The 26,752-nt window shown below is 57.4% G+C and carries 23 protein-coding genes; 16 read left to right on the top strand and 7 right to left on the bottom strand.

Annotated elements, in window-relative coordinates; genetic code table 11:
* The first annotated feature begins 41 nt into the window (after positions 1 to 41).
* The 4 genes from GS646_RS11345 (at position 42) to GS646_RS11330 (ending at position 3,233) form a co-directional block, all read left to right on the top strand.
* On the top strand, positions 42 to 467 hold the full coding sequence (locus tag GS646_RS11345) for a heme-binding protein (RefSeq protein WP_171092247.1): 426 nt from the start codon (positions 42 to 44) through the stop codon (positions 465 to 467).
* Positions 468 to 686: 219 nt separating this feature from the next.
* A complete protein-coding gene (locus GS646_RS11340) occupies positions 687 to 1,463 on the top strand; it encodes a gamma-glutamyl-gamma-aminobutyrate hydrolase family protein (RefSeq protein ID WP_171184935.1) in 777 nt (258 codons plus the stop codon).
* Between the two features lie 493 nt (positions 1,464 to 1,956).
* Positions 1,957 to 2,343 (top strand): hypothetical protein, encoded by a 387-nt coding sequence (locus GS646_RS11335; RefSeq protein ID WP_171646663.1) that lies wholly within the window; start codon positions 1,957 to 1,959, stop codon positions 2,341 to 2,343.
* Positions 2,344 to 2,423: 80 nt separating this feature from the next.
* The gene (locus GS646_RS11330; RefSeq protein ID WP_171184932.1) at positions 2,424 to 3,233 is read left to right on the top strand and encodes an autotransporter outer membrane beta-barrel domain-containing protein; all 810 of its coding nucleotides are present in this window, start codon (positions 2,424 to 2,426) and stop codon (positions 3,231 to 3,233) included.
* A 56-nt stretch (positions 3,234 to 3,289) separates the two neighbouring features.
* Here GS646_RS11330 and GS646_RS11325 read toward each other — a convergent pair whose 3' ends face one another.
* Entirely contained in the window at positions 3,290 to 5,530 is a 2,241-nt protein-coding gene (locus tag GS646_RS11325; RefSeq protein WP_171646667.1) for a xanthine dehydrogenase family protein molybdopterin-binding subunit, read from the bottom strand.
* Between the two features lie 3 nt (positions 5,531 to 5,533).
* Entirely contained in the window at positions 5,534 to 5,998 is a 465-nt protein-coding gene (locus tag GS646_RS11320; RefSeq protein WP_171184928.1) for a (2Fe-2S)-binding protein, read from the bottom strand.
* A 99-nt stretch (positions 5,999 to 6,097) separates the two neighbouring features.
* Here GS646_RS11320 and GS646_RS11315 point away from each other — a divergent pair, with 99 nt between their 5' ends.
* Positions 6,098 to 6,676, top strand: coding sequence for a TetR/AcrR family transcriptional regulator (locus GS646_RS11315; RefSeq protein ID WP_171184925.1), 579 nt, complete (start codon positions 6,098 to 6,100; stop codon positions 6,674 to 6,676).
* Here GS646_RS11315 and kynU read toward each other — a convergent pair.
* Complete coding sequence (gene kynU, locus GS646_RS11310; protein ID WP_171184923.1) at positions 6,669 to 7,862, bottom strand: kynureninase; 1,194 nt, start codon at positions 7,860 to 7,862, stop codon at positions 6,669 to 6,671. The two genes, GS646_RS11315 and kynU, sit on opposite strands and share 8 nt — an antisense overlap.
* A gap of 175 nt (positions 7,863 to 8,037) precedes the next feature.
* Between kynU and GS646_RS11305 the strand changes: the two genes are divergently transcribed.
* From GS646_RS11305 to GS646_RS11280, 6 genes are all read left to right on the top strand, one after another.
* A complete protein-coding gene (locus tag GS646_RS11305; protein ID WP_171184920.1) occupies positions 8,038 to 8,487 on the top strand; it encodes an isoprenylcysteine carboxylmethyltransferase family protein in 450 nt (149 codons plus the stop codon).
* Between the two features lie 127 nt (positions 8,488 to 8,614).
* Positions 8,615 to 10,186 (top strand): Re/Si-specific NAD(P)(+) transhydrogenase subunit alpha, encoded by a 1,572-nt coding sequence (locus GS646_RS11300; RefSeq protein ID WP_171092230.1) that lies wholly within the window; start codon positions 8,615 to 8,617, stop codon positions 10,184 to 10,186.
* Between the two features lie 13 nt (positions 10,187 to 10,199).
* A complete protein-coding gene (locus GS646_RS11295) occupies positions 10,200 to 11,654 on the top strand; it encodes an NAD(P)(+) transhydrogenase (Re/Si-specific) subunit beta (protein WP_171184918.1) in 1,455 nt (484 codons plus the stop codon).
* A 149-nt stretch (positions 11,655 to 11,803) separates the two neighbouring features.
* Positions 11,804 to 12,160 carry a VOC family protein gene (locus GS646_RS11290; protein WP_171184916.1) on the top strand — a complete coding sequence of 119 codons (357 nt, stop codon included), beginning with the start codon at positions 11,804 to 11,806 and terminating at the stop codon, positions 12,158 to 12,160.
* Positions 12,161 to 12,267: 107 nt separating this feature from the next.
* Positions 12,268 to 13,545: a DUF3422 family protein gene (locus tag GS646_RS11285; protein ID WP_171092224.1), complete on the top strand. Its 1,278-nt coding sequence runs from the start codon at positions 12,268 to 12,270 to the stop codon at positions 13,543 to 13,545.
* A gap of 107 nt (positions 13,546 to 13,652) precedes the next feature.
* A complete protein-coding gene (locus tag GS646_RS11280; protein ID WP_171184914.1) occupies positions 13,653 to 14,750 on the top strand; it encodes an MFS transporter in 1,098 nt (365 codons plus the stop codon).
* 6 nt (positions 14,751 to 14,756) lie between these two features.
* Here GS646_RS11280 and GS646_RS11275 read toward each other — a convergent pair whose 3' ends face one another.
* The 3 genes from GS646_RS11275 to GS646_RS11265 form a co-directional block, all read right to left on the bottom strand.
* Positions 14,757 to 15,737, bottom strand: coding sequence for an ABC transporter permease (locus tag GS646_RS11275; RefSeq protein ID WP_171184912.1), 981 nt, complete (start codon positions 15,735 to 15,737; stop codon positions 14,757 to 14,759).
* Positions 15,730 to 16,737, bottom strand: a complete 1,008-nt coding sequence (locus GS646_RS11270; RefSeq protein ID WP_170375080.1) for an ABC transporter permease — start codon at positions 16,735 to 16,737, stop codon at positions 15,730 to 15,732. Before GS646_RS11270 ends, GS646_RS11275 begins: the two co-directional genes overlap by 8 nt.
* Positions 16,738 to 16,833: 96 nt before the next feature.
* On the bottom strand, positions 16,834 to 18,540 hold the full coding sequence (locus tag GS646_RS11265) for a peptide ABC transporter substrate-binding protein (RefSeq protein ID WP_171184910.1): 1,707 nt from the start codon (positions 18,538 to 18,540) through the stop codon (positions 16,834 to 16,836).
* Positions 18,541 to 18,824: 284 nt separating this feature from the next.
* Here GS646_RS11265 and GS646_RS11260 point away from each other — a divergent pair, with 284 nt between their 5' ends.
* From GS646_RS11260 to GS646_RS11240, 5 genes are read left to right on the top strand one after another with little or no spacing between them, the layout of a single operon-like run.
* Complete coding sequence (locus GS646_RS11260; protein WP_171184909.1) at positions 18,825 to 20,645, top strand: ABC transporter ATP-binding protein; 1,821 nt, start codon at positions 18,825 to 18,827, stop codon at positions 20,643 to 20,645.
* 5 nt (positions 20,646 to 20,650) lie between these two features.
* A complete protein-coding gene (gene argE / locus GS646_RS11255; protein ID WP_171184907.1) occupies positions 20,651 to 21,817 on the top strand; it encodes an acetylornithine deacetylase in 1,167 nt (388 codons plus the stop codon).
* A 43-nt stretch (positions 21,818 to 21,860) separates the two neighbouring features.
* A complete protein-coding gene (locus GS646_RS11250; RefSeq protein ID WP_171184905.1) occupies positions 21,861 to 23,027 on the top strand; it encodes a M20 aminoacylase family protein in 1,167 nt (388 codons plus the stop codon).
* Between the two features lie 15 nt (positions 23,028 to 23,042).
* Positions 23,043 to 24,206, top strand: a complete 1,164-nt coding sequence (locus tag GS646_RS11245; RefSeq protein ID WP_171184904.1) for a M20 aminoacylase family protein — start codon at positions 23,043 to 23,045, stop codon at positions 24,204 to 24,206.
* Between the two features lie 17 nt (positions 24,207 to 24,223).
* A complete protein-coding gene (locus GS646_RS11240; protein WP_171646669.1) occupies positions 24,224 to 25,387 on the top strand; it encodes a M20 aminoacylase family protein in 1,164 nt (387 codons plus the stop codon).
* Between the two features lie 66 nt (positions 25,388 to 25,453).
* Here the strand turns inward: GS646_RS11240 and GS646_RS11235 are convergent, their stop codons facing one another.
* A complete protein-coding gene (locus GS646_RS11235) occupies positions 25,454 to 26,752 on the bottom strand; it encodes a 3-deoxy-D-manno-octulosonic acid transferase (RefSeq protein WP_171184901.1) in 1,299 nt (432 codons plus the stop codon).

Below are 26,752 nucleotides of genomic sequence, written 5' to 3'. Positions count from 1 at the left end.
GTTTTCCAAAGAAGATTTTATCCAAATGAAAGGGATCAGGGATGGCTATTTCTTTGCGCAAGGCGCGCACCATCATTCGTAAGGCTCTCGAGAAGGGGCGCGAGATGGAGTTGAAGCCTCTGTCCGCTGTGGTTCTGGACGCGGGCGGTCATGTTATCGCCTTCGAACGTGAAGACGGTGCCGCCCCGGGTCGTTTCGCGATTGCGCATGGCAAGGCCTACGGCTCGGTCATGTTGGGCATGGCCGGGACCGCACAGATGCAACGCGCCGAGGCGCAGGCCTATTTCATGGCCGCAGTGAATGGCGTCTATGGCGGGCAGGTTGTGCCGGTTCCAGGTGGTGTTCTGTTACGCGACCGAAAAGGCGCTGTCATCGGGGCTGTCGGAGTAACAGGTGACACTTCGGACAATGATGCGATTGCCGCAATGGCTGGAATTGAGGCAGCCGGTTTGATTGGTGAGATTTAAGTCTCCGCTTGGTTTGTCCTGCCAATGCCAAAACTTTGGAATTATTTCCCGGTTGATAGATCTTCTCGGGAAATAATTCCATACAAAATGTCTTTTGAGGGATTGTATTGTGCACCCCTGAACACGTCCCTGCGCTGTCATGCAGGGCGTGTATTCTTGCACGTCTGAGAGGCTGCCGCTAGCTTCCATGTTAAGCAATGGAACAACAAGGAAAGCGGAATGTCTCGTCCTGTCGTCGGTATCATCGGCAACTCGTATCTCATGAATGACCAATACCCGACACATGCGGGTGGGACGATGAACTCGGACGCGGTTGCCAATGTGTCGGGATGTCTGCCGCTGCTGATCCCTGCGGACCCGCGCTATGTGACGGTTGATGAGTTGCTGTCGGTATGCGACGGCTTTCTGCTGACCGGCGGACGCCCTAATGTTCATCCAGAAGAATACGGCGAACCCGAAACCGAAGCGCATGGAGAGTTCGACCGGGCACGCGACGCCATCACCCTGCCACTGGTTCGGGCCTGTGTGGAACGTGGGCAACCCTTTATGGGCATTTGCCGCGGGTTTCAGGAGGTCAACGTGGCGATGGGTGGAACACTGTATCCCGAAATTCGCGATCTACCGGGCCGGATGAATCATCGGATGCCGCCCGACGGTACGCTGGAAGAGAAGTTTGCGCTGCGGCATGTGGTGACACTGGATGAGGGCGGAGTGTTCCACAATGTGTTTGGCGCGACCGAGGTCATGACCAACACCCTACATGGGCAGGGCATCAAGACGATTGGCGAACGTGTCGTCATCGAAGGTCACGCGCCCGACGGCACGCCCGAGGCGATCTTTATCAAAGACGCGCCTGGCTTTACGCTGTCTGTTCAGTGGCACCCGGAATGGGATGCCATCAACGACCCGGTGTCGCGCCCTCTGTTCGAGGCTTTTGGAAACGCTGTCCGGGTTTGGAATCGTGGCGGCTGCACCGCGATCAAGCAGTCTGCTTAACTGTACTTGCCCGCTGGTCTCTTGAGTCACGTCACTGCATCGCAACATTCAAATATTTATTTCTGAGGTCCGTCGAATAACCTTTTGAGCTAACCAGAGGGTCTGAGAGCCTGTCGCTGTTGACATGAAACAGGGCAGGATCGAGCGATGAGCGAGTCAACCCAAAGGCGAAGAGGCCGGACAAGGCTGCTTGCGGGAACATTGATAGTGTTTTCCGGTTTCGCGGCTGAGGCGGTCGCGCAGCAATGTGGCTCTCTGGGAGAATTGTTCTATATCGGGCGCACGCCCGACTCATCCTCTTCGGTGTGGTTGTCAGCGACAGAGCAAGGTGACTATCGCCTCGAAGCTGCGCAACGGAACACAACAGTAGACACCTGGGCCAAGTCCCGTCGAGGTGTTCATCTAAGCTATTCGCCCTTTGTTTCGAATGGAAACGGTGGAGTGCACCGGTTGTTTGCAGTTGGCGGAGCACCTAATGGCCGGGATTGCTTGATTGATACGCAAAATCAACAGCGAAACTGGAGCTTGCCCGGTGGCGGTGGTGGCTCTGGTGGCGGTGGCGGTGGTGGTTCTGGTGGCGGTTCAGGTGGCTCCGGTGGCGGCTTTGGCGGAGGCGGTGGTTCTGGCGGTTCCGGAGGTGGTTTTGGAGGCGGCGGTGGTTCTGGTGGATCCGGCGGCGGCTTTGGCGGCGGTGGCGGTTCAGGTGGCTCAGGTGGTGGCTTTGGCGGCGGCGGCGGTTCTGGTGGATCCGGTGGCGGCTTTGGCGGTGGCGGCGGTTCTGGCGGGACCGGTGGTGGTTTTGGTGGAGGTGGAACAACGGCTACCTTGCCTCGTACGCAACCCCAAGGTGCTTCTGCAGGGGCATATGCTGTCGGCGTAGAGTGCGTTGACGCAGCGACAGGTAAACTTGACGCGGCACTTTGTGATCCCACTGTAACAGCGCCCATTGCAGGCCCCCCTTTGACAGAGGGCCGTGATCTTGCACCGCCATCCACGTGGAATGTGTGGACAGACTTCACCTATACCGAAATCGAAGACACGCGCGGGGTCACTGAAGTCGACGTAAATGACAATTATTTTGCGGCAGGTTTCGACAGGCTTGTCACGCCGGACTTGGTCATTGGATTTCAGGTTGAATACGAAGACCTTGATGTCGAAGGGTTCCAGGGACAGTTCAGACAAGACACCAAAGGGTTGGCCGTCGGGCCTTATTTTGCCTGGCGTATGTCCGAGAGGTGGGTGCTGAACGGGTTGGCGACTGTTGGAGAGTTTTCAACGGATGCAAACGTCTTGGGATTGACTGGTGATTTTGATCGCACGCGTTGGCGTGCCAATCTGGAAGCTGTTGGCCAATATGAGGCCGGGCGATTCCTGCTCCGCCCGTCGGTTGCCTTTGACTACTACAATTACAGCGCGGAAGATTATGATCTGAGCGGTAGTTTGGCAGGGGTTCCGGTAAACATCATTGGTGAAGTTGCTTCTGCGACTTACAGCGCCTTGACGCCTGAGTTGGAAGTTAGCAGGCCATTTGTCACGTCACGATCGATTGTATCTCCATTCGCGACGCTAAGCGCAACGTACTGGTTGGACCGTGACAATATTGGCATTGGCGGGGGATCACAGACTGATTTGACCTGGGCCACACGCGTCGGGGTTCGCGGACGCGCAAGTGAAGCCGTCTTTTTCGAAGCAACGCTGGGTTATCTGAGTTTGTTCGAGGATGATCTGGACGCAACGGAAGCGTCGATTTTCCTGTCAGTCAATTTCTGATGCTAAGTGCAAAAAGTAAAAACGCCGGCTCATGCCATTGAGCCGGCGTTTTGTGATCAAACCAGCAGGTTGAACTGGTTGATCAGCGGCAGGCTGCGGGCACGTTCTCCGGTCAGATCAAACAGGGCATTTCCGAGCGCGGGCATCGAGGGGGGCGTGCCGGGCTCTCCTGCGCCACCCATGTGACGGTTGGTCTCGAGAACGCGCACCTCGACCTGCGGGGTCGTGTGCATGCGCATGGCGTCATAGTCAGGGAAGTTGAACTGCTCGGCTTCACCGTCTGCAAAGGTGATCTCGCCGTAACAAGCAGCGGACAGGCCATAGATCATACCGCCGAACATCTGCGCCTTGACGTTGTCAGGATCCAGCGCCAGCCCCATGTCGCAGGCGATCCACGCCTTGTTGATGCGGATGGTGCCGTCCTCGTCGGCAACCTCGATCACTTGTGCCACGGGTGTGCCAAAGCTGTAGGTAAAGGCGACGCCGCGGCCTACGCCATCAGGCGTTTTGCCGGTCCAGCCCGACATCTCTTTCACGGCTTCAAGACACCCGGCAGAGGGGGCGTGTTCGGATTTCATCAGCTCAAGCCGGAACTCAAGCGGATCGCGCCCAGCTGCATGGGCCATTTCATCCATGAAGGTTTCATGGAAGAAGCCATTGTGGCTGTTGCCGACCGAGCGCCAAAAGCCGACCGGGACGGCCAGATCCGCGATATGACCACTCATGCGGTAGTTCGGCACGGCGTAGGGTTGGTTGAAGAACCCTTCGACCAGCACCTTGTCGGGGCCGCCACCGGGGAAGCCGGTGTAGCGTTCAACCGCCTGCTGGGTTGGGGATTGCGAAGAAACCTTGCCGTCGATCAGAACGGCTTTGCCGTCCTGCACTGCGCCGCGCATCCGGGCAATGGCCCCGGGGCGGTAAAAATCATGGCGCATGTCTTCTTCGCGGCTCCAGGTCGTTTGAACCGGCGTGCCGGGCATGGCCATGGCAACCTTGGTGGCGATCTCGCTAAAGTCCAGTTCGCCCCGGCGACCAAATCCGCCACCCAGATAGGTGGTGTGAATTTGCACTGCCTCGGTGTCCAGATTGGCGGTGTTCGCGACGCGGAACTGAATCAGGGTCGGGGCCTGGTTGCCGCACCACAACTCCACAGCGTTTCCGGTATATAGCGCGGTGGCATTCATCGGTTCCATCGTGGCGTGGGCCAGATAGGGCACTTGGTATTCGGCGGTGACTTCCGTCGCGCCCTCGGGGGTCACGCTGACATCGCCATCGTCGCGCATGGTCGAATTCGGCGCGTCGTCAAACGCCTCGGCTATCTTGGCAAAGATACCGTCGGTGTCCGGCGGGTAGGGCGCATCGCCCCAGTCAACGTCGATGGCCTCAACCGCCTGGTTTGCCAACCAGGTGTTGTTGGCGATCACGGCCACACCTGTACCCAGATCGACAATTTTCTCGACCCCCGGCATGGATTTTGCAGTGCTGTCATCAAAGCCATTCATCGCGCCGCCCAGTTTGGGGTTCATGCGCACGGCCGCGAATTTCATGCCCGGCAGGCGGACATCAACGCCGAATTCGGCGGTGCCGGTCACCTTGCCAACCATGTCCAGACGCGGTTGCGTCCGGCCCAGATAGCGCCATTCGGACGGATCGCGCAAAGACACTTCAACCGGTTCCAATCCGGCCGCATCTTCGGCAAGCTCGGAATAGGCGATCTTGTCGCCGTTGGGCGCAATAACGTGGCCCGAGGCCGTTTGCAGCTCTGAAGGGTCAACGCCTAACCGGTCAGCGGCTGCGCGTTTCAGCGTTTCGCGCGCCGAAGCACCAGCTTGCCGCATCCGCTCGAACCCGTCTTTCATCGAGGTCGAACCACCGGTGACCTGCAGGCTCAGCGTCTTGCCCAGAACGCCCAGTGCCTCACCCAGATTGTGCTGGAAATTCGAGATGTCATAACCCTTGTTGGGCAGTCCTTCGCCCACCAGGGCGGAGTTGTAATAGGCCGCTGCCGCCGGGCCATGCAGAACGGTGATCTGATCCAGGTCGACGTCCAGTTCCTCGGCAATCAGCGCGGCCCAAGTGGTTTTCACGCCCTGACCCATTTCAGCGCGGGGGGCGAACAGGGTGACGCCATTTTGGTCGATCAGCACAAACGGGTTCAACGCCGCTTCGCCTTCGCCAGGTTTCAACGGGTTGGCGGCTGGGCGGGTGACGTAATACGCGCCAAAGGCTACGCCGCCAACAATTGCGGCAGAGCCGATCAGGAACGTGCGGCGGAGGATCTTACCAACTTTTCCCATGACTTATGCCTCCTTCAGCTTGCCAGCGGCATCGTGAATCGCTGCACGAATTCGGGGGTATGTGCCACAGCGGCAGAGGTTACCTTGCATCGCGTCGTCAATGTCAGCATCGGTGGGCGAAGGGTTTTCTGCCAGCAAGGCGGCAGCCTGCATGATCTGTCCAGACTGGCAGTAGCCGCATTGCGCAACCTGATGATCGACCCAGGCTTGTTGCAGCGCGGACAATGCATTCGGTGCACCAATGCCTTCGATTGTGGTCACGTCACCCCAAACATCCGACAACGCGACCTGACAGGATCGCACGGCCTCGCCGTCGATATGAACGGTGCATGCTCCACAGGCGGCGACGCCGCAGCCGAATTTGGTGCCGGTCAACCCGACCTCATCCCGCAGAACCCAGAGCAGGGGGACGTCATCAGGCAAGTCTACCTGATGTTGTTTTCCATTGATCTTTAGGGCCGTCGCCATGGCGCACCTCTCGTTGCTGTGGCTGGTTACTGACATAATTAGCGAAAAGTGTCAGGGTGTCAATTGACAATTTAATCAAAAAGTGTCAGTTCTTCAGACATGAAAGACACGACTGACGATTCACGGCAAAAGGCGATCCTGAACTCGGCGTTTCAAGCCTTTTCTACGTACGGGTATCGCAAGACCTCGATGGACGATATTGCGCGCGGTGCGGGGATGTCCCGGCCTGCAGTCTATCTGCACTACAAAAACAAAGAGGCAATCGTCAGCAAGCTGACAGAGTTATACTATGCCGAAAAAACCGTCGGTGTGGCGAAGGCACTGGCGACACAAGGATCGGTGCCCGAGGTGTTGATCCGCGCGATACAGGCTCAGACGGACGGGATGGCGAAAATTCTGGCCTCGCCACATGGGCTTGAAATACTGGACAACACCAAATCTCTGTCTTCTGAAATTATCGCCGCGGGTGAGGCAAAGCTGGCGGGACTATACGCAGACTGGCTGACGCAGCAGGAACAGGCGGGCCGCGTGCGCCTGCTGGCTGACGCGGCCGAGACCGGACGAACGATCGCGGCCACGCTCAAGGGGCTAAAGCTGATCGGTGCAGGGGCAGAGGTCTACGAACAGCAGGTGGCGCAGGTTGCCGCCCTTTTTGGTGCGGGGCTTGAGGTCAGGTAACGCGCTGGCGGACCTTGTATTCGGGCGCGTCCCACAGCTTGTTCTGCATGACATCGGCCAGAATCTCGGTTGCCTTGATCACATCGCCTTCGTCGATATAGAGCGGCGTGAAGCCAAACCGCATGATATCTGGCGCACGGAAGTCGCCGATCACGCCATGCGCGATCAGGGCCTGCATTGCGGCATAGCCTTCCTCGAAACGGAATGAAACCTGGCTGCCACGTAACTCTGGTGTGCGTGGGCTGGCCAGTTTCAACTCGGGGCAGGTTGCCTCAACACGGCTGATAAACAACTCGGTCAATTCAATGGACTTTGCCCGGACATCAGTCATTTCTGCCATATCCCATATATCCATGGCCGCAGACAACGCCGTCATTTGGATCACGGGGGGCGTGCCCACGCGCATGCGTTCGATCCCGTTGCCGGGGCGATAGTCCAGATCAAAGGCAAACGGGGCTTCGTGTCCCAGCCAACCGGACAGGGCAGGTCGCACTGTTTCCGCCAGTCGTGGCGCGACATAGATAAAGGCCGGGGCACCGGGACCGCCGTTGAGGTATTTATATGTGCAACCCACAGCAAAGTCGGCATTGCAGCCTGCAAGATCGACCGGAATTGCCCCGGCCGAATGAGCCAGATCCCATACGGTGACGACGCCATTGGCATGAGCCAATTCAGTCAGGGCTTTCATGTCATGCATTCTGCCCGATCGGTAATCCACTTCGGTCAACATCAAGACCGCTATCTCTTCCGTGATAGCAGCGGCCACGTCCTCGGGATCTACGACGCGCAGTTCATACTCTTCACCCAGCGAACGCAGCAGACCGTCGGCCATGTACAGGTCCGACGGGAAATTGCCATTGTCTGACAGAACTACTTTGCGCGAGGGGTTGAGCTCCAGCGCGGCGGCGACGGCCTGATACACTTTGATCGACAAGGTGTCGCCTGTGACAACACTGCCCTGTTCGGCACCGATCAGACGTCCGATGCGGTCGCCCAGCCCGGTGGGTAGTCCCATCCAACCGGCCTTGTTCCAACCGGTAATCAACATCTGACCCCATTCATCTGTCAGCATCTCCTGTACGCGCGAGGTCGCTGATTTAGGCAGAGGCCCAAGAGAGTTGCCATCAAGATAAAGGATACCTTCGGGTAGAGAGAACATGGCTTTGGTTGCGGCGAAATCGGTCATGAAAGCTCGTTTTTTGTGTTTGTCTGTCGCTGTTTGTCCTCGGGCGTACCCTATCCAAACTAACCTGTCCACTGATGCGACATCGTGGGGTTTTGCTATTCTGTTCTGAAAACGATAGGACAGCGCCCAGAAACGACACGTATCTTTACGTTACGTCATCCACAAAGGACCAACTATGCGCTGGATCGATGTTCCCCCTGTGTGGCTTGCGGGCTTTGTCCTGTTGGCATGGTTGCAGGGCCGGTACGTGGGATTGGGCCTGTCGCTTGAAGGCGGGCTGACCGACCTGATCAGTGGTGTTTTGATCGGAGGTGGCGTCCTGTTAGCGGTTGTGGCAGTTGTCGAATTCCGCCGACATCAGACCACTGTCATTCCGCATGAAACACCAAGTGCGATGGTGCAATCCGGAATTTACAAACGCAGCCGCAACCCAATCTATCTGGGTGATGTGCTGATCCTGGCGGGTCTGATCCTGCGGTTTGATGCTGTCCTTTCGCTGGTGCTGGTGCCCGTCTTTGTCTGGGTGCTCGAACGTCGGTTCATTTTGCCTGAAGAGGATCGCCTGCGTCGCACCTTCCGCGCGGATTTTGCACGCTATGAGCGCAAAACGCGTCGGTGGGTGTAAGAGGGGCCGGCTCATGACACTACGTAACCGATGCTGCGCTTGCGAAATAAAATTACGCAAGATACATCTTTTCTTAACAAACCATACCCGAGGACCTGCTCGGCCTTAGACTCTAGGGGGACTGCCAGTGAAGATAGGCACACCGAAAGAAATATTGGATGGCGAGAACCGGGTCGCGATGACGCCGGACTCTGCTGTGCAGTTGCAGAAACTGGGCTATGAGTGCCAGATTGAGAAAGGGGCAGGTGCAGCCGCCGGTTTCTCGGATGAGGCGTATAAAGCCGTGGGCGTCGAAATCGTGAAGACGGCTGCGTCCCTGTGGAAGAGTTCGGACATCGTCGCCAAGGTGCGTATCCCGACTGAGACCGAGATGAAGCGTCTGACCAAGGGCAAGACGCTGATTTCCTTCTTTAACCCGGCGGGCAATGAAGACGGGATGGAGCTGGCCAAATCCAAGGGCGCGAATGTGATCGCGATGGAGATGGTGCCGCGTATCAGCCGTGCGCAGAAGATGGATGCGCTGTCGTCGATGGCCAATATCGCAGGTTATCGCGCGGTTATCGAAGCTGGTAATAACTTTGGTCGCTTCTTCACCGGTCAGGTGACTGCCGCCGGTAAAGTACCGCCTGCCAAGGTGCTGATCGTGGGCGCGGGTGTGGCTGGACTTGCCGCCATCGGGACCTCGACGTCTCTGGGCGCGATCACCTATGCGTTTGATGTGCGCCCGGAAGTGGCCGAACAGGTCGAATCCATGGGGGCCGAGTTCGTCTATCTGGACTTTGAAGAAGAACAGCAGGATGGCGCGGCCACTGGCGGCTATGCCAGCGTTCAGTCCGAAGAGTTCCGCAACGCGCAGCTGGCCAAGTTCCGAGAGCTGGCGCCCGAGATGGACATCGTCATCACCACCGCCCTGATCCCCAACCGCCCGGCACCCAAGCTGTGGCTGGAGGATATGGTCAAGGCGATGAAGCCGGGCTCGGTCATCGTTGACCTCGCGGCCGAGCGGGGCGGCAACGTTGAAGGCACCGTGCCGGATGAGAAGGTTGTGACCGACAATGGCGTGACCATCATCGGCTATACCGACTTCCCCAGCCGGATGGCGGCGCAATCGTCTTCTTTGTATGCGACCAACATCCGTCACATGATGACTGACCTGACGCCTGAAAAAGACGGTCAGATCAACCATGACATGGAAGATGACGTGATCCGCGGCGCAACCGTGACCCATGAGGGTGAGATCACGTTCCCGCCGCCGCCGCCCAAGGTGCAGGCGATTGCGGCGCAGAAGAAGCCGGAAGTCAAAGAACTGACCCCGGAAGAGAAAAAGGCGCAGGAGATTGCGGCCTTCAAGGCGCAAACAAAGCAGCAATTCACCCTGCTGGGTGTCGGTGGCGCGCTCATGCTGCTGGTGGGGCTGGTTGCTCCGGCCAGCTTCATGCAGCACTTCATCGTGTTTGTGCTGGCCGTGTTTGTGGGCTTCCAGGTGATCTGGGGCGTGGCGCATTCACTGCACACACCGCTGATGGCGATCACCAACGCGATCTCGTCGATCATTATCGTTGGGGCCTTGATGCAGATCGGATCGGGGTCTTTCCTGGTCATTCTGCTGGCGGCGCTGTCTGTCTTCATGGCCGGGATCAACATCTTCGGCGGCTTCCTCGTAACACGGCGCATGCTTGCCATGTTCCAGAAATCTTAAGGAGGCCGGGCACATGGAATTTGGCTTCACCACTGCCGCTTATGTTGTTGCGGCTGTTCTTTTCATCCTCGCTTTGGGCGGGTTGTCGAACCAGGAAAGCGCCAAGCGTGCGGTCTGGTACGGCATTGTTGGTATGGCGCTGGCGGTCTTTGCTACGCTTGTGGGTCCGGGCTCGGGCCTGTGGCTGCTGTCGCTGCTGCTGATCATCGGCGGCGGTCTGATCGGTCAATATGTGGCGCAGCGCGTCCAGATGACCGAGATGCCGCAGCTTGTGGCTGCGATGCACTCGCTGGTTGGTTTAGCAGCGGTCTTCGTGGGCTTCAACGCGCATTTTGAAGTTCAGAACGTGGCCGAGGTCTTTGCGATTGCCGACGCCGCGAAAGAGGTTGAACTGGACGGTCTGGGGTCCTTTGCGCAACTGATCGCTAAGAAGACCCCGGCGGAGCTGGCAATTCTGCATGTGGAACTGTTCCTGGGCATCTTCATCGGTGCGATCACCTTTACCGGCTCGGTCGTGGCTTATGGCAAGCTGGCGGGCAAAGTGACGAGCGCGGCGACCAAACTGCCCGGCGGTCATGCGCTGAACGCGGCTGCTGCGGGCCTCTCGCTAATCTGCCTGTTCTGGTACACCAGCACCGGCGGGTTCTTCCCGCTGTTCCTGATGACGCTGGCTGCGTTGTTCATCGGCTATCACCTGATCATGGGCATCGGTGGCGCCGACATGCCGGTGGTTGTGTCGATGCTGAACAGCTATTCGGGCTGGGCGGCGGCAGCGATAGGCTTCTCGCTGGGCAACGACCTGCTGATCGTGGTTGGTGCGCTGGTGGGCTCGTCGGGTGCGATCCTGTCTTACATCATGTGTAAGGCGATGAACCGTCACTTTGTCAGCGTGATCCTTGGGGGCTTTGGTGGCCCGCAGGGGGAACAGATGGCCGTTGAAGGTGAACAGATCGCCATTGAAGCGGACGGCGTTGCGGCTGCTCTGAATGACGCGGACAGTGTCATTATCATCCCAGGATACGGTATGGCCGTGGCGCAGGCGCAGCAGTCAGTCAGCGAGCTTGTTCGCAAGCTGCGTGCCAAGGGCAAAGAGGTGCGCTTTGCAATCCACCCGGTTGCAGGTCGTCTGCCTGGCCACATGAACGTGCTGTTGGCCGAGGCAAAGGTGCCTTATGACATCGTGCTGGAAATGGACGAGATCAACGACGATTTCCCCGACACAGACGTGGCCATCGTGATCGGTTCAAATGACATCGTGAACCCGGCCGCACAAGAAGATCCCAACAGCCCCATCGCCGGGATGCCGGTTCTTGAGTGCTGGAAGGCGAAGCAGGTGTTTGTGTCGAAACGTGGTCAGGGCACCGGCTATTCAGGTATCGAAAACCCGCTGTTCTTCAAAGAGAACACACGCATGTTCTATGGCGACGCGAAACAGTCGCTCGATAAACTGCTGCCCATGATCGACTGATCAAAAGACTTAATCCAATTGCAAAGGGCGCCTTCGGGCGCCCTTTTCTTTTTTTGTATTGCAGGAGGCTTTGCCTCCTGACCTCCAAGGTATTTTTAGCCAGATGAAGCAGCGGATTGTGGTAAAATGGATTGGTCAGGAGGTTTGTGATGCAGAAGGTGAATGGCATAGGAGGCGTGTTTTTTCGCGCCCGCGATCCAAAAGCTTTGAGCGCGTGGTACGCGGAACACCTGGGCGTCGATCATTACGATCCCGTGCCTTGGAAACAACGCGAAGGCTATACTGTCTTTGCTCCGTTTGCGCAGGACACCGAGTATTTCGGGCGGGAAGATCAGCAATGGATGATCAACTTCCGTGTCGATGATCTGGCGGCCATGACTCGGCAACTGGAGGCGGCTGGAATCGCCGTTGAAACGCATCCGGATTGGGACAGCGAGGTTGGGAAATTCGCGCGCATCCACGATCCTGAGGGCAATCCCATCGAGCTGTGGCAGCCAAATCAATGAGATAGCCGGCTTGTATACCTTAGTATCCCTGTAAGTATATGAAACAAAAAGAGAATTGATGTAACTGATATGTGTCGTATAGTGCGCGTGACGAGGCGGAGCCCTGAATGACACCGATTGACGACCACCCCCTTCGCTATGCGCTGGCCAATGAACTGCACGCACGACCATTCCCGGTTGCGTCTATGCCATGCACAGTGGTTTTTTTAGCAATCAAGAAACCCGAGGCTGCGGTTGCGCGTGATCGTAGTCAGGATTTGGCCCATTTGATCAATCTTCTGGATCGCCATGGCGCGCAGCATCCTCAGCCTGATGCCACGCATTACGCCGGTCAGATCGGTCGGCATTGGCTAAAATGGGAGCAACACACAGAGTTTGTCACCTACACGGCAATCGCGCAGAACGTGAGTGACCGTGCGTTCAACCCGGCCGATTTCGAAGTTTTTCCTCTTGATTGGTTGATGGCCAGTCCGGGCCAAAGGGTCACATCTGTGATGGTTCGTGTCGTAGAGCGCGAAAGTGACGACGCGATTAAGTCCAAATTGCTGGACTGGTTCGAGCCTGAAAGCCTGGCCGTGGCCAGGGTATTGGATGATGCCGCCGTATGCGCCAGCGATTTTCGCATCGATCCGGCAGGCCATATGCGGTTTGCTTTGTTCGTGGCCGAAGGAACAGGTCGCCGCCGAACGGGGCGAATTGTCCAGCGCTTGTGCGAAATTGAAACCTATAAGGCGATGTCCATGTTGGGTTTTGCGCGCGTTAAGCAGTTGATGCCGCGTATCGGAGAGTTGGATGGGCAGTTAACCCGGTTGATGGGACAGATGACCGACAACTCGGCTCAGCCCGACTCGCTTTTGCAGGATCTGCTGTCGACGTCGATTGAACTTGAAACTCTGTCAGCCCGGTGCTCGTTCCGGTTCGGGGCAACGGGTGCCTATGAAGCTATCGTCAATCAACGGATTGAAGTGTTGCGGGAAGAGCGGTTCCAGGGCGGTCAGAACTTTGCCGATTTCATGATGCGGCGCTATGACCCTGCGATTCGTACCGTAAAATCCACTGAACGCCGTCTTCAGGCTTTGTCTGACAGGGCTATCCGCGCGGGCGAGTTGCTGCGAACCAGGGTGGATGTGGAACGCAGTGCGCAGAACCAGGCATTGTTGGAAAGCATGGACCGTCGGGCGGACCTGGCCTTGCGGCTGCAGCATACTGTCGAAGGGCTGTCCGTTGTTGCCATCAGCTACTACGCGGTTTCATTGGTGAGCTATCTTCTGTATCCGCTGACGGCTTCGGGCATTAGCAAAGGTATGTTGACGGCAGCGGTTACAGTTCCCGTTGTGGCCGGAGTATGGTTCGCAATCCGTCGGATCCGCAAGCGGCTTGGCTGAAGGTCAATTGCCAAATTTGGAAAGACCTGTAGAACAAAGGCGTTTGGCGAGCTACGCGAGGGTTTCCTGTGATTTCTTTAGGTGCAGCATGGCGGGCTGTTGCCGCCATGTTCATTCTGAATGGTGCTTTGTTCGGGATATGGGCCTCGCGCATTCCTGCCGTGCGCGACCGGTTGGGCCTGTCTCATGAAGAACTGGGCTACGGGTTGCTGTTCATGGCGGCTGGTGCTGTATGTTCTTTTCCCATCACCGGGCGGCTTACGGATCGGTTCGGCGCTGTTGCTATCACCCGCGTCATTGCGGTGCTCTACACCCTGTCGCTGATCCTGCTGGCCATTGCCGGGGGGTTTTGGGGGCTGGCGGTCTTTCTGTTCATCTTTGGTGCTTTCCATGGCTCCATGGACGTGGCGATGAATGCCTGGGCGGCAGAGGTTGAACAGGCATATGACAAGCCTGTGATGTCTTCTTTCCACGCGATGTGGAGCCTTGGCGCGGGTCTTGGTGCGCTGAGTGGCTACGCTGCTGTTCAGATGGGGTTGAGCGTTCTTGCGCACTTCCTAACGGCAGGTGGGATTGTTGTGGGCTTTGCGCTGACCTTGTCTTGGGTGCACTGGACTTCAAAACGCTCGGAAGGGGAGCAAGGGTCCGTCTTTGCGTTGCCGTCCGGCATATTGGTGTTGGTAGGGTTTACTGCATTGTGCGGGGCATTGGGCGAAGGTGCCGTTGCAGATTGGAGCGCGATCTATTTGCGTGACATCACGAATGCGACTGAAAGCGTTGCGGCCCTGGGATATGCCGTCTTTTCCGTTACAATGGTGGCGTTTCGCCTTGCCGGTGCTTTTGTCATTACGCGCTTCGGCCCGGTTGCCACGGCCCGGTTCGGTGGGCTCTGTGCCGCTTTGGGCGTGTTTGGCGTGGTGTCAGCGGTGGCGCCAGAGCTTGCCTTGGCGGGCTTTGCCCTGATGGGGGTAGGCTATGCCGTTATAATGCCGCTGGCATTCAGTCGGGCTGCAAGTGACCTAGATGTGCCGCCGGGGCAGGCCATCGCCAGTGTTGCAACTTTGGGATATGGGGGGCTGTTGATCGGGCCGCCATTGATCGGCTTTTTAGCGGAATTGTTTGGCCTGCGTCTGGCATTCTCGGTGTTGTTGCCGTTGGCGGTCCTGATCATTGTATTGGCCGGCGCGCTAAGGCGCGCCGACTGAATTTGCTTAACGTCCGCGAATGCGCGGATCCAGCGCGTCGCGCAGACCATCGCCCAGGTAATTCACGCTGAGCACGGTCAACGAGATTGCCAGTCCGGGCCAGAACACGCGCTCGGGGTATTGCTGCAAGTAGTCGACACCGTCGAACAGCAGCCGACCCCAGGTCGGGAAATCAGGCGGGAAGCCCAGCCCAAGGAAGGACAATGCGCTTTCGGTGATGATCGCCGTGGCAATCCCCAGTGTCGCGGACACCATGATCGGCGACAGCACGTTGGGCAGAATATGCCGTGTGATGATCTGACTGTTGCTGGTGCCGATAGAGCGCGCCGCCAGAACGAATTCACGTTCCTTGATGGCCAGCACGTCGCCCCGCACGATCCGGGCGGTTGGCATCCAAGAGGTGATGCCGATAGCGCAGACAATCAGGATGAAGATGCCCCGCTCCAACCCAAAGGCAGCCGATAATGGCTCGCGGAACAGAAGCATCATGACCAACAGCAGGGGCAGCAGGGGCAGGGCCAGGAACAGGTCCGTCAGGCGCATCAGCGGTCCGTCAAGCCGTTTGAAGAACCCGGCCAAGACACCGATAAACGACCCCAGGAAAAGCGCCAGAAGCATTGCCGTAATACCGACAGAGACCGAGGTCTGCCCGCCTGACATCATGCGCGCCAGAATGTCCCGGCCCAACTGGTCGGTTCCAAACGGATGTGCCCAGCTTGGCCCTTGATTGCGCGCACGGATGTCGATCTGCGTTGGATCAATGCTCCATAGTAACGGCCCCAAGTAGACGCCAGCCACAATGAAGATGAACAGGATCGCACCGATCATCGCGCCCTTATGGGTTTTGAACTGATCCCACACATCGCGCCATTGGCTGCGGGGTGGGGTGGTCAGTTCCTCCATCACGTCAGCGGTTGGCAACGCGGTGGAAGCAGGTGCTAGTCCTTCATCCGGGATCAGCGTGTCTGATTTGTCGGCATCAGTCATAGCGAATCCTCGGGTCCAGAATGCCGTACAGAACATCGGCGATCAGGTTGAACAGCACGATCAGCACGGCGAAGATGAAGGTCAGGGTTTGCACCATCGGCAAGTCGTTGGCCTGAATTGCGCCGATCAGCAACTGGCCGATACCATTCACCTTAAACACCTGCTCGGTGATGATAGCGCCGCCAAAGATGGCCGGGATACCCAGCGCAATCACAGTGACCACCGGGATCATCGAGTTGCGCAGGACGTGAACCATAACCACGGTGTATTCGCTAAGCCCCTTGGCGCGGGCGGTGCGGACGTAATCCTGATTGAGGTTGTCCAGCATCGAGGCGCGCATGAAGCGTGAAAGCTGTGCCGTGATTTGCAAGGCCAGAACCATGACCGGCATGATCATCTGTTTTAGCTGTACAACAAAGCTGTCCCAGCTGTTGACCACATGGGTGGTGTCATAGATCGACGGGAACCAACCCAGCTGGACCGAGAAGATCACGATCACCAGAACGCCCGAGAAAAAGGGCGGGACCGAAAAGCCGACCATCGACACGAAGGTGCCCATCTGGTCGAACCAAGAATACTGGCGATAAGCGGAATAGATACCGATGGGCAGGGCGATCAGAATGGCGACCACATAGGCGGTGCCAACAACCCACAGAGTCTGTGGGATACGTTGAACGACGATGTCCATAACGGGCGAGCGGGTCTGCCACGAAATCACACGCAGGTCACCTTCGGAAAAGGTGGTGCCAAACATGTGGTCGATCAGAACCTGCGGTTCGATCCAGAAGAATTGCACGATCCATTTCCAGAACCGGATATGCATGGGTTGGCCAAGGCCAAGCGCTTCGCGCATCTTCTCTTTGACTTCGGGCGGGACGGTAAGCGGGACCTGCGCCATCGGGTCGCCGGGGGCAAGCTCGAGCAGCAGGAAAATGACGAGGCTGATGAACAGCAGCGTGGGTACGGCCAGCACCAGTCGTCTGATTGTAAAGTTGAGCATTCAAAGGCGCCTTTGTTGATGCGTCTTTTTGTTGGAGTGGTCTGCAAATGACCGCGCCCCGATACGGGTCGGGGCGCGGCTTTGCAAGACTAATGCTTAGGAACCGGTCTTGCGGTACCAGTCCGCAATGTTCCACAGCTCGCTGTCCCAAACGTTCAGGACAACGCCACCCAGCGTGTTTGCGTGCGCCGACAGACGACCACGGTGGACCAGCGGGATCATGCCGCCGTTCTGAACCATGATGTCGTTCAGCTGCTTCGCAATCTCAGCGCGGGCTTCCAGACCCGCAGTTTCGGCCAGCTGACCATGCAGCTTGTCAAACTCTTCGTTGCAGAAGCGGCTGATGTTTTCACCCTGCCACTGGCTTTCCGGCTTCGGTGCTTTGTCGCACAGGCCGTTGCCCAGGTAAGACTGCGGGTCAGTGCCGTTGAAGGTGTTGGCGTACATTTCAACGTCAGCATAGAACTTCTGGAAGGTGTCAGGCGAACCCGGGTCACCACCAAAGAAGACCGACGCGTTGATGTTGCGCAGTTCGGTTTCAACACCGATCTGGCTCCACCATTCTTTGATCAGCGCCTGGAAGTCCTGACGAACGGCGTTGGTCGATGTCTGATAGACAATCTTCAGCGGAACGCCGTCTTTTTCGCGAACGCCGTCGCCATCGGAGTCAACGATGCCAGCGTCATCCAGCAGTTTCTTCGCGCCTTCGATATCCTGCGTGTCGCAAGTCATTGAAGTCGAGTTGAACGCAGCAGGAGCCGGAACCCAGTTACAGGTCACTTTACCCGCCTGGCCATAGCCGATCTCAACCAGCAGCGGGCGGTCGATTGCCATGGACAGGGCCTTGTAGACCGCAGGGTCTTGCAGGAACGGGTGCGGATGTTTGGCCGTCGAACGCTCGCCTTCCGGCAGGTCCGGTGACGGGTTGGTCTGGTTCAGCATGATGCGCTCGACCAGCGGACCAAAGCCTGCAACCGGAGTACCTTTGCCGCCTTCCTGCATCTGAGCAATCACTTCAGGCGCCAGTTGTAGGTTCCAGGCATAGTCAAACTCGCCTGTCTCCATAACGGCACGACCGGCAGCGGTTGCGTCGCCGCCACCTTTGAAGGTTACGGTCGCGAAGGCGGGTTTGGCCGGATCACGATAGTTGTCATTGGCTTTGAAGGTGATCACGTCGTTCGGCTTGAACTCGGTCACGACAAACGGGCCGGTCCCGATCGGGTTGAAGTTCTGATCGGTGCACTCAGGAGCCTTCGCGCCCAGGCAATCGGCGAACTGAGCCGCTTGAATAATTGGGCTTTCACCACCTACGAAGGGTCCGTACGGGAACGGGGTGGGCGCGTCAAAAGTGACCTTAACAGTCAGGTCGTCCAAAGCCTCGACCGAGGTGACGCCTTCAAACTTTGTGACCTGCGCACAGCCGCCTTCGGGGTGCATGCAGTAATCAGCAGTGAATTTCACGTCTGCCGAGGTGAATGGGGTGCCATCCGACCAGGTGATTCCAGGTGCGATTTTCCAAGTGATCGAGGTCAGGTCTTCGCTGACACCGCCGTTCTCAACAGTCGGGATTTCAGAGGCCAGGAAAGGAACCATGTTGCCGTCTTGGTCATAGCGCGCCAGCGGTTCGATCACCAACGAGGCTGATTCCACATCTTTCGTACCACCCGACAGGAACGGGTTCAGGATCGACGGAGCTTGCCAATAAATGATGCTGACGTTGCCGTCCGATCCACGCTCGGCAAAGGCCATCGGAGCCATTGCCGTGCTTGCAATCGCACCAAGCAAAAGGGTTTTGATTTTCATAATTTACTCCCGAATTGGACACGTTTGTGTCTCGATTATTTCCGCATGGCCTGCGGACTTGGCGTTGCCGCTTTGGGGCAAGGTTTTGATCGATAAAGATAATAGCGCTAACGTTTTTCAGCGCGCGCTCTCCCCAAAGCAGTTACGTGGGGTATCGAAACAGAACTTGCAAAAAATGCAAGTGGTGCCGTCGCGAAAATGTGTATTGCGTTTGACTTTTCCCGGTAGCCCGCCGTAGCGTTCGGCACTCAGAACAAAAATGACAACGTCAGGGGAGCGTGCGCGTGCTGGATCAGCCTATTGCACAAATCAAAAAACTGCGGGTGGAATTTCAGACCAAGGACGGCCCTGTCGTCGGCGTCGAAGACGTCTCGTTCGAGGTCAATCCGGGCGAAACCGTTTGTATCGTTGGTGAATCGGGCTCTGGAAAGTCGGTGTCATCGCTGTCTCTGATGCGGTTGGTCGAGTTTGGCGGGGGCGAGATTGCGGGCGGCGAACTGCTGTTCGATCGCCGCGATGGCGAAGAGATGGACCTTTCCAATGCCGACCAGGATCTGATGAAACAGATTCGCGGAAACGAGATCGGGATGATCTTTCAGGAGCCGATGACCGCCCTGAACCCGGTGTTTACTGTCGGCCGCCAGTTGACCGAAGGGCTGCGCATCCACAAGGAAATGTCGAAAGCGCAGGCTGAAGAAAGGGCATTGGAACTGCTGCGTCAGGTTCGCATTCCGGAACCGGAACGCCGCCTTAAGCAATACCCGCACGAGCTGTCCGGTGGGATGCGCCAGCGTGTGGTCATCGCGATGGCCATGGCGTGCGAACCGCGCCTGTTGATCGCGGATGAACCCACCACGGCTTTGGATGTGACCATTCAGGCCGAGATTTTGGCTCTGATGGACCGTCTCAAGCGGGAAACCGGCACAGCAGTGATGTTCATCACCCACGATATGGCAGTGGTTGCACAGATGGCTGACCGCGTGGTGGTTATGTTCCGCGGCAACAAGGTCGAAGAGGGTACCGTCAAGGAAATCTTCGAGAACCCGCAGCACGACTATACCAAGGCCCTTCTGGCCGCGGTGCCAAAACTGGGTGAGATGCGGGGTAAATCCGCACCCGAGCCCATGAAGCTGTTGGGGGTGGAGGGGCAGAATATTGCCCCCATCCCCGGCACCGAAGATGTTCTGCTGACCGTCAAGAATCTGACGACGCGTTTTCCGGTCAAAGGCGGGTTGTTGCGGCGCACGATTTCGAACGTCCATGCAGTTGAAGACGTCTCATTCACGCTGAACAAGGGCCAGACCCTCAGCCTTGTGGGTGAATCCGGGTGCGGCAAATCCTCGGCCGGACGCTCGATCCTGCGGCTGGTCGAGCCCATGGCGGGTGAGGTCAATCTGGACGGCGTCGATATCATGAAGCTTGACCCTGCCGGTCTGCGCAAGGCGCGGTTGGACATGCAGATGATCTTTCAGGATCCCTTCGCGTCGCTGAACCCGCAAATGCAGTTGGTGGATCAGGTGGCTGAACCGATGCGCAACTACGGGGTTGCGACTGGATCAGAGCTGCAAGACCGCGTCGCACAGCTGTTCGACAAGGTGCAGCTGCCCCGCAGTTTCATGCGCCGTTTCCCGCATGAAATGTCAGGTGGTCAGCGTCAACGGATCGCCATTGCCCGGGCCTTGGCCCTTAACCCAAAGCTGATCATCGCGGATGAAGCCGTTTCGGCCCTCGACGTGTCGGTGCAGGCACAGGTGCTGAACCTGATGATGGAACTGCAATCCGAGCTGGGCCTGTCCTATCTGTTCATCAGCCATGATATGGCAGTGGTTGAACGGGTCAGCCATTATGTCGGGGTCATGTATCTGGGTCGCATCGTCGAGCTTGGCCCACGCGCCCGGGTCTTCGAAAACCCCCAGCATGCCTATACGCAGGCGCTGATGAAGGCGGTTCCGATCGCGGACCCCAACAAGCGGAAGTCCGAAAAAGACCTGAACTTCAAGCCGATTCCGTCTCCGATTCATCCTGTGGGCCACACGCCGGAACCTTCGCAATATCAAGAGGTTGAGCCGGGTCACTTCATCCTGACGACGGACAGCGGATACTAATACCAATGGCAAATCGCCTGACGCCGCTTGAGATCATGACCAAGCTGATCTCTTTTCCAACCGTAAGCCGCGAAACCAATCTGCCACTGGTGGATTGGGTTGAGGAGTATTTGCTAGGTCACGGGATTAAACCGCATCGCTGGCCCGACCCGGATCAACCGCACAAGGCTGCGATCTTTGCGCATGTTGGTCCATTTGAAGAAGGCGCAGTGGTTCTGTCTGGTCACACTGACGTCGTGCCGGTGGATGGTCAGCCGTGGGATACGGACCCGTTTCGCGTGACCGAGAAAGACGGCAAGTATTTTGGGCGGGGCACGTGCGACATGAAGGGCTTCGATGCTTTGGCCATTTGGGCCCTTGTCGAAGCGCATCACGCCGGGGTCAAACGGCCATTGCAGCTTGCGCTCAGCTTTGATGAAGAGGTCGGCTGCACTGGTGCGCCGCCTATGATCCAGGCGATGCAGGAAGTTCTGCCCAAAGGATCCGCCGTGATCGTGGGTGAACCATCCATGATGCAGGCCGTGACAGGGCACAAAGGTGGTTTCGGCTTTGATACCCACATCACGGGATTCGAAGTTCATAGCTCGATCATGCACACAGGCGTCAACGCGATTATGGAGGCCGCGCCTCTGATCGATTGGGCGAACCGGCAGAACGCAGCAAATATGGCGGCGGACCCCAGCCCGGTTGCCGCCGTTTTCGATCCGCCATGGACGACCTGCCATGTTGGCATGATTGAAGGTGGCACAGCGCACAATATTACCGCCAAGGACTGCAAGTTCATGATGGATTTCCGAACCGTGCCGGATGAATCCAAGGCGCAATGGCAGGATGCTTATTTTCAGCAGGTCCGCGCGATTGAGGCCCGTATGCAGCAAGTGCACCCCGAGGCCCGTATCGAACTTTCCGAAAACTTTTCTATCCCGGGACTCGTGCCTGAACAGGATGGTGAAGCGGAAACTCTGGTGCGCGCGTTGACGGGCGACAATGCCAGCCATGTTGTCAGCTATGGAACCGAGGCGGGGCAGTTTCAGGAAGCTGGATATTCGGCGGTGATTTGCGGCCCCGGCGATATTGCGCAGGCCCATCAGCCGAATGAGTTCATTTCGGTCGCTCAGTTCGAAGCTGGGCAAAAGTTCATGCAGCGCTTGGTTGAAAAGCTGGGCACCTGATCCGACGTAAAGCGGTAATCGCAGCCGAAGGGGAGGTTTTGAGATGCCGGTAAAAAACAGACTTGCGGAAATGCATGGCGAGATTACCAAGTGGCGCCGTTATCTACATGCACATCCTGAGCTCATGTATGACGTTCACGAAACCGCAGCATTTGTTGCGGACCGTCTGAAAGAATTTGGCGTAGACGAGATTACTCCGGGGATTGGCAAAACTGGTGTTGTTGGAGTGATCAAAGGGCGCACGGATACGCAGGGGCGTGTCATTGGCCTGCGGGCGGATATGGATGCGCTGCCGATTGAAGAGGCGACAGGGCTGGACTATGCCTCAACCGTTTCAGGTAAGATGCACGCCTGCGGTCATGACGGTCACACCTCGATGCTGCTGGGGGCAGCGCAATATCTGGCCGAGACACGCAATTTCGACGGCACTGTGGTTCTGATCTTTCAGCCAGCCGAAGAAGGTGGCGCAGGTGGACTGGCCATGTGTCAGGACGGGTTGATGGACCGCTGGGGCATTCAGGAAGTTTATGGCATGCACAACATGCCCGGTCTTCCTGTGGGTGAGTTTGCCATTCGACCGGGTGCGCTGCTGGCTTCATCTGACGAGTTCAAAATTACCGTAACCGGCAAAGGCGGGCACGCTGCCGCACCTCATGACGCGGTGGACACGACGCTGGTTGCCTCGCATATCGTTGTTTCGTTGCAATCCGTGGTGTCGCGCACGGTTGACCCGATCAAGCGCGTTGTCTTGACAGTTGGAACTTTCGAAACGGACAGTGTGGCGTCAAACGTGATTGCGCACACCGTACGTTTGCAGGGAACAGTTCGGACGCTGGATCCTGAATACCGCGCAATCGCGGAAGACCGGGTGCGCCGGATCGCCGAGGATACGGCGTCGGCCTTTGGAGCCACGGCAGAGGTAGTTTGGGAGTCTGGTTACCCTGTGACCGTGAACTCGGATGCCGAAACAACATACGCAGCCGAGGCAGCCCAAGCTGTCGCGGGTAAGGTCAACGACAGCACGGACCCGATCATGCCGTCCGAAGATTTTGCCTATATGCTTGAAGAACGGCCCGGAGCTTACATCTTTATCGGGAACGGGGATACGGCCATGTGCCATCACCCCGAATATAATTTTGATGACGACGCCATTCCCGCCGGCTGCAGTTGGTTTGCCGAGCTTGTGGAACGACGATTGCCCGTCGCATAAATCAGGGAGAATGACATGCCGATTAAAAACCGCCTTGCAGAGATGCACGATGAAATCACAGGTTGGCGGCGTGACATTCACCAACATCCGGAAATTCTGTATGACACCCACCGCACCAGCGCACTGGTTGCCGAAAAGCTGAAGGAGTTCGGCTGTGATGAGGTTGTCACTGGCATTGGTCGGACCGGTGTAGTCGGGGTCATTCGCGGCAAAAGCGACACGCAGGGCCGCGTGATCGGGCTGCGCGCGGACATGGATGCGCTGCCGATGCAGGAGCAGACCGGGCTGGACTATGCCTCGAAAACAGAAAATGCGATGCATGCCTGCGGTCATGACGGGCATACGGCCATGGTTTTGGGCGCAGCGAAATACCTGTCTGAAACACGCAATTTCGACGGAACCGCTGTGGTGATTTTCCAACCCGCCGAAGAAGGCGGCAATGGCGCAGAAGCCATGTGCAAAGACGGTTTGATGGACCGGTTCGGCATTCAGGAAGTCTACGCCATGCACAATGTTCCGGGTTTGCCTACCGGGCAATTTGCGATCCGGTCGGGGCCGTTGCTTGCGGCAGCGGATGAGTTCTCGATTCAGCTGGAAGGGCGGGGCGGTCACGCGGCGAAACCACATGAGACTGTGGATACGACGGTGATGATGTCGCAATTGATCGTGGCTTTGCAGACCATTGTGTCACGCAACGCAGACCCAATTCAGCAGGGTGTCCTGTCTGTGACGTCGGTCGAGACGTCGTCCAAAGCATTCAACGTGATCCCGCAATCGGCGCAGATACGCGGTACGGTGCGCACGCATTCGAACGAGATGCGCGACTTGATTGAGAAACGCCTCAAAGAGGTCGCCGAAGGGATCGCCGCGACGTTCGGTGGTTCGGTGAACGTCAATTACACGCGCGGTGTACCGGTGACGATCAATGCTGAAGAGCAAACAGGTTATGCCGAACAGGCCGCGGTATCTGTTGGTGGCAGTTGTGTCGAGGCTTCGATGGTGATGGGGGGCGAGGATTTCTCGTTCATGTTGGAAGAACGGCCCGGAGCCTTCATTGTTCTGGGTAACGGAGACAGCGCCGGGTTGCACCACCCCGAATACAATTTCAACGACCAGATCATCCCGATCGGGTGCTCGTGGTTTGCGGAAATGGTCGAGCGCCGGATGCCGGCGGCTTGAATTAGGAGAGAGAAGAAATGCCAGTTAAAAACCGATTTGCCGAATTACAGAATGAGATCACCGCTTGGCGACGGGATCTGCACGAAAACCCGGAAATCCTGTTTGAAACCCACCGTACCAGCGCAGTTGTGGCCGAGAAACTCAAAGAGTTCGGTTGTGATGAGGTTGTCACCGGCATCGGACGCACCGGTGTCGTGGGTGTGATCAAGGGCAAGTCGGACAGCAGGGGCAAGGTGATTGGTCTGCGCGCAGACATGGATGCACTGCCGGTTCATGAGGCGACAGGGCTGGATTATGCCTCGAAAACACCGGGTGCTATGCATGCCTGCGGTCATGACGGTCACACAGCGATGCTGTTGGGGGCGGCAAAGTACTTGTCTGAAACACGCAATTTCGACGGCACTGTGGTGGTGATTTTCCAACCCGCCGAAGAAGGTGGCGGTGGTGGCCGTGAAATGTGTGAAGACGGCATGATGGACCGCTGGAACATTCAGGAAGTCTATGGAATGCACAACTGGCCGGGTAAACCGGTTGGCAGCTTTGCCATTCGTCCCGGCTCGTTCTTTGCAGCTACTGATCAGTTCGACATCACCTTTGAAGGTCGCGGCGGGCACGCAGCCAAACCGCAAGAGACGGTGGACACGACCGTGATGACGGCGCAGGCGGTTTTGGCTTTGCAAACCATTGCGTCCCGAAATGCGGATCCGATTGATCAGGTCGTTGTGTCGGTGACGTCTTTTGAAACCTCATCAAAGGCTTTCAACGTGATCCCGCAAACTGTGCAGATCAAAGGTACCGTGCGTACCATGAGCAAGGATATGCGCGATTTGGCTGAAAAGCGGATCAATGAGATTTGTGCAGGCGTGGCAACAACGTTCGGGGGCACCGCGGACGTGACCTATATCCGTGGCTATCCGGTAATGGTGAACAGCGACGAGCAGACCGCGTTTGCAGCGGATGTGGCAAAGTCAGTGTCTGGCGATTGTGAAGAGGCCCCGTTGGTGATGGGCGGCGAGGATTTCGCGTTCATGCTGGAAGAGCGTCCAGGTGCTTATATCCTTGTGGGCAACGGCGACACAGCCATGGTTCATCACCCGGAATACAATTTCAACGACGAGGCCATCCCGGCCGGTTGTAGCTGGTGGGCAGAGATTGTTGAACAACGGATGCCGGCCGCTTGATGAACAGCGTGGGGGCTCTGCCCCCACACCCCCGAGGTATTTTCAGCCAGATGAAGAAGGATCCTGTTAGTGCAGATCAAGCTCTGCACAGAGGGTGTCGATGACGGATTCAAGAGCATCTGACTGCGTGTGTACGCAAGATTGCGCGGCTTTTTGTGCAGATTGCAGGGCGTTCTGGTCTGACAACCAATGCGCCACGATTTGGGAGAGTTCAGCCGCAGTTTGAACCTCGATTGCGCCGCCGGATTTAATCAGCGGGGCAAAGGTCTCGGCAAAGTTAAAGTAACCCGGACCCGTGATCACCGCCGCCCCGGCTTGAGCAGGCTCAAAAGGATTGTGGCCCCCGATTTCTTTCAGTGAGCCGCCGAGGAATACAATCGGGCACAAGGCGTACCAGGTTCCGGTTTCTCCCAGTGTATCAGCGACGTAAATTTGGGTGTTTTCTCTGATCAGTTCGCCCCTGGATCGGAAAGATGCAGGCATATCAGCAACTTTGATCAGCGTTGCAATGTCGTCTCGGCGCTCTGGGTGGCGTGGGATCAACAGCAAGAGCAAGTTCGGCCAGCGTTCAAGCAGTGTCTTGTGCGCGGTCAGAACGGTTTCTTCCTCGCCCGCATGGGTGGAACTTGCAATCCAGACCGGGCGGTCTGCGATCTGTGTTTGGATGTCCTGAAATGTCGCTTGATCCACCGGCAGGGGATCGGACATTGCCTTTAGATTGGTGCCCGGCTGCACGCGGCTTGGCGTTGCGCCGATGTCGATCAGGTTGGCTGCGGTTTTGTCATTCTGGGTCAGAATCAGGTGGAATTTGGATAAAATGAAACGCGCGGTGTTAGGGCGTTTCTTCCAGCCTCTGACAGATTTTTCAGACAGGCGGGCGTTTAGAAGTGCCAGCGGGATGTTCTGCCGATGGCTTTCCACGATCAGGCGGGGCCATATTTCGCTTTCGACGAAGATGCCCGCATCGGGTCGCCAATGAGAGAGAAAGCGAGTTACAGGGCCTGCGGTATCCAGCGGTGGGTATTGATGCCGTGTTCGGGGCGGCATGCGTTTGGCGATCAATGCGGCAGAGGTGGGCGTACCTGAGGTGATCAGGAACTCGGCATCCGGCAGACGGTCAGCCAACCGTTTGATCAGGCTGAGGACCGACAGGCTTTCGCCGACGCTGGCGGCATGAAACCAGATCAGACGCCCAGATGGACGGGGCAGGCTGGCGTGGCCAAGACGCTCTCTTTCTCGGTCTTCAGGTACATCGGCTGCGCGCAGCTTGTTGCGCACGGTTCGCCATGCCAGGGGTTGCACAAGAGCAGTAAAGCCGCAGTACAGTCTGTACAGCAGCGTCGGGCGGTCGTCTGTGCCGGGCAT

This window comes from Ruegeria sp. HKCCD4315 (assembly GCF_013112245.1).
In the GTDB taxonomy this organism is placed as follows: domain Bacteria; phylum Pseudomonadota; class Alphaproteobacteria; order Rhodobacterales; family Rhodobacteraceae; genus Ruegeria.
This window is presented reverse-complemented; position numbering and strand designations above follow the sequence as displayed.

What these genes read in the sequence shown, in the direction of transcription:
- GS646_RS11325 (WP_171646667.1), bottom strand. Translation starts at nt 5,530, where the DNA reads ATGGGAAAAGTTGGTAAGATCCTCCGCCGCACGTTCCTGATCGGCTCT.
- GS646_RS11295 (WP_171184918.1), top strand. Translation starts at nt 10,200, where the DNA reads ATGGAATTTGGCTTCACCACTGCCGCTTATGTTGTTGCGGCTGTTCTT.
- GS646_RS11270 (WP_170375080.1), bottom strand. Translation starts at nt 16,737, where the DNA reads ATGCTCAACTTTACAATCAGACGACTGGTGCTGGCCGTACCCACGCTG.
- GS646_RS11250 (WP_171184905.1), top strand. Translation starts at nt 21,861, where the DNA reads ATGCCGGTAAAAAACAGACTTGCGGAAATGCATGGCGAGATTACCAAG.
- GS646_RS11280 (WP_171184914.1), top strand. Translation starts at nt 13,653, where the DNA reads ATGTTCATTCTGAATGGTGCTTTGTTCGGGATATGGGCCTCGCGCATT.
- GS646_RS11340 (WP_171184935.1), top strand. Translation starts at nt 687, where the DNA reads ATGTCTCGTCCTGTCGTCGGTATCATCGGCAACTCGTATCTCATGAAT.
- GS646_RS11285 (WP_171092224.1), top strand. Translation starts at nt 12,268, where the DNA reads ATGACACCGATTGACGACCACCCCCTTCGCTATGCGCTGGCCAATGAA.
- GS646_RS11305 (WP_171184920.1), top strand. Translation starts at nt 8,038, where the DNA reads ATGCGCTGGATCGATGTTCCCCCTGTGTGGCTTGCGGGCTTTGTCCTG.
- GS646_RS11345 (WP_171092247.1), top strand. Translation starts at nt 42, where the DNA reads ATGGCTATTTCTTTGCGCAAGGCGCGCACCATCATTCGTAAGGCTCTC.
- GS646_RS11275 (WP_171184912.1), bottom strand. Translation starts at nt 15,737, where the DNA reads ATGACTGATGCCGACAAATCAGACACGCTGATCCCGGATGAAGGACTA.
- GS646_RS11235 (WP_171184901.1), bottom strand. Translation starts at nt 26,752, where the DNA reads ATGCCCGGCACAGACGACCGCCCGACGCTGCTGTACAGACTGTACTGC.
- GS646_RS11245 (WP_171184904.1), top strand. Translation starts at nt 23,043, where the DNA reads ATGCCGATTAAAAACCGCCTTGCAGAGATGCACGATGAAATCACAGGT.
- argE (WP_171184907.1), top strand. Translation starts at nt 20,651, where the DNA reads ATGGCAAATCGCCTGACGCCGCTTGAGATCATGACCAAGCTGATCTCT.
- kynU (WP_171184923.1), bottom strand. Translation starts at nt 7,862, where the DNA reads ATGACCGATTTCGCCGCAACCAAAGCCATGTTCTCTCTACCCGAAGGT.
- GS646_RS11290 (WP_171184916.1), top strand. Translation starts at nt 11,804, where the DNA reads ATGCAGAAGGTGAATGGCATAGGAGGCGTGTTTTTTCGCGCCCGCGAT.
- GS646_RS11265 (WP_171184910.1), bottom strand. Translation starts at nt 18,540, where the DNA reads ATGAAAATCAAAACCCTTTTGCTTGGTGCGATTGCAAGCACGGCAATG.
- GS646_RS11315 (WP_171184925.1), top strand. Translation starts at nt 6,098, where the DNA reads ATGAAAGACACGACTGACGATTCACGGCAAAAGGCGATCCTGAACTCG.
- GS646_RS11240 (WP_171646669.1), top strand. Translation starts at nt 24,224, where the DNA reads ATGCCAGTTAAAAACCGATTTGCCGAATTACAGAATGAGATCACCGCT.
- GS646_RS11320 (WP_171184928.1), bottom strand. Translation starts at nt 5,998, where the DNA reads ATGGCGACGGCCCTAAAGATCAATGGAAAACAACATCAGGTAGACTTG.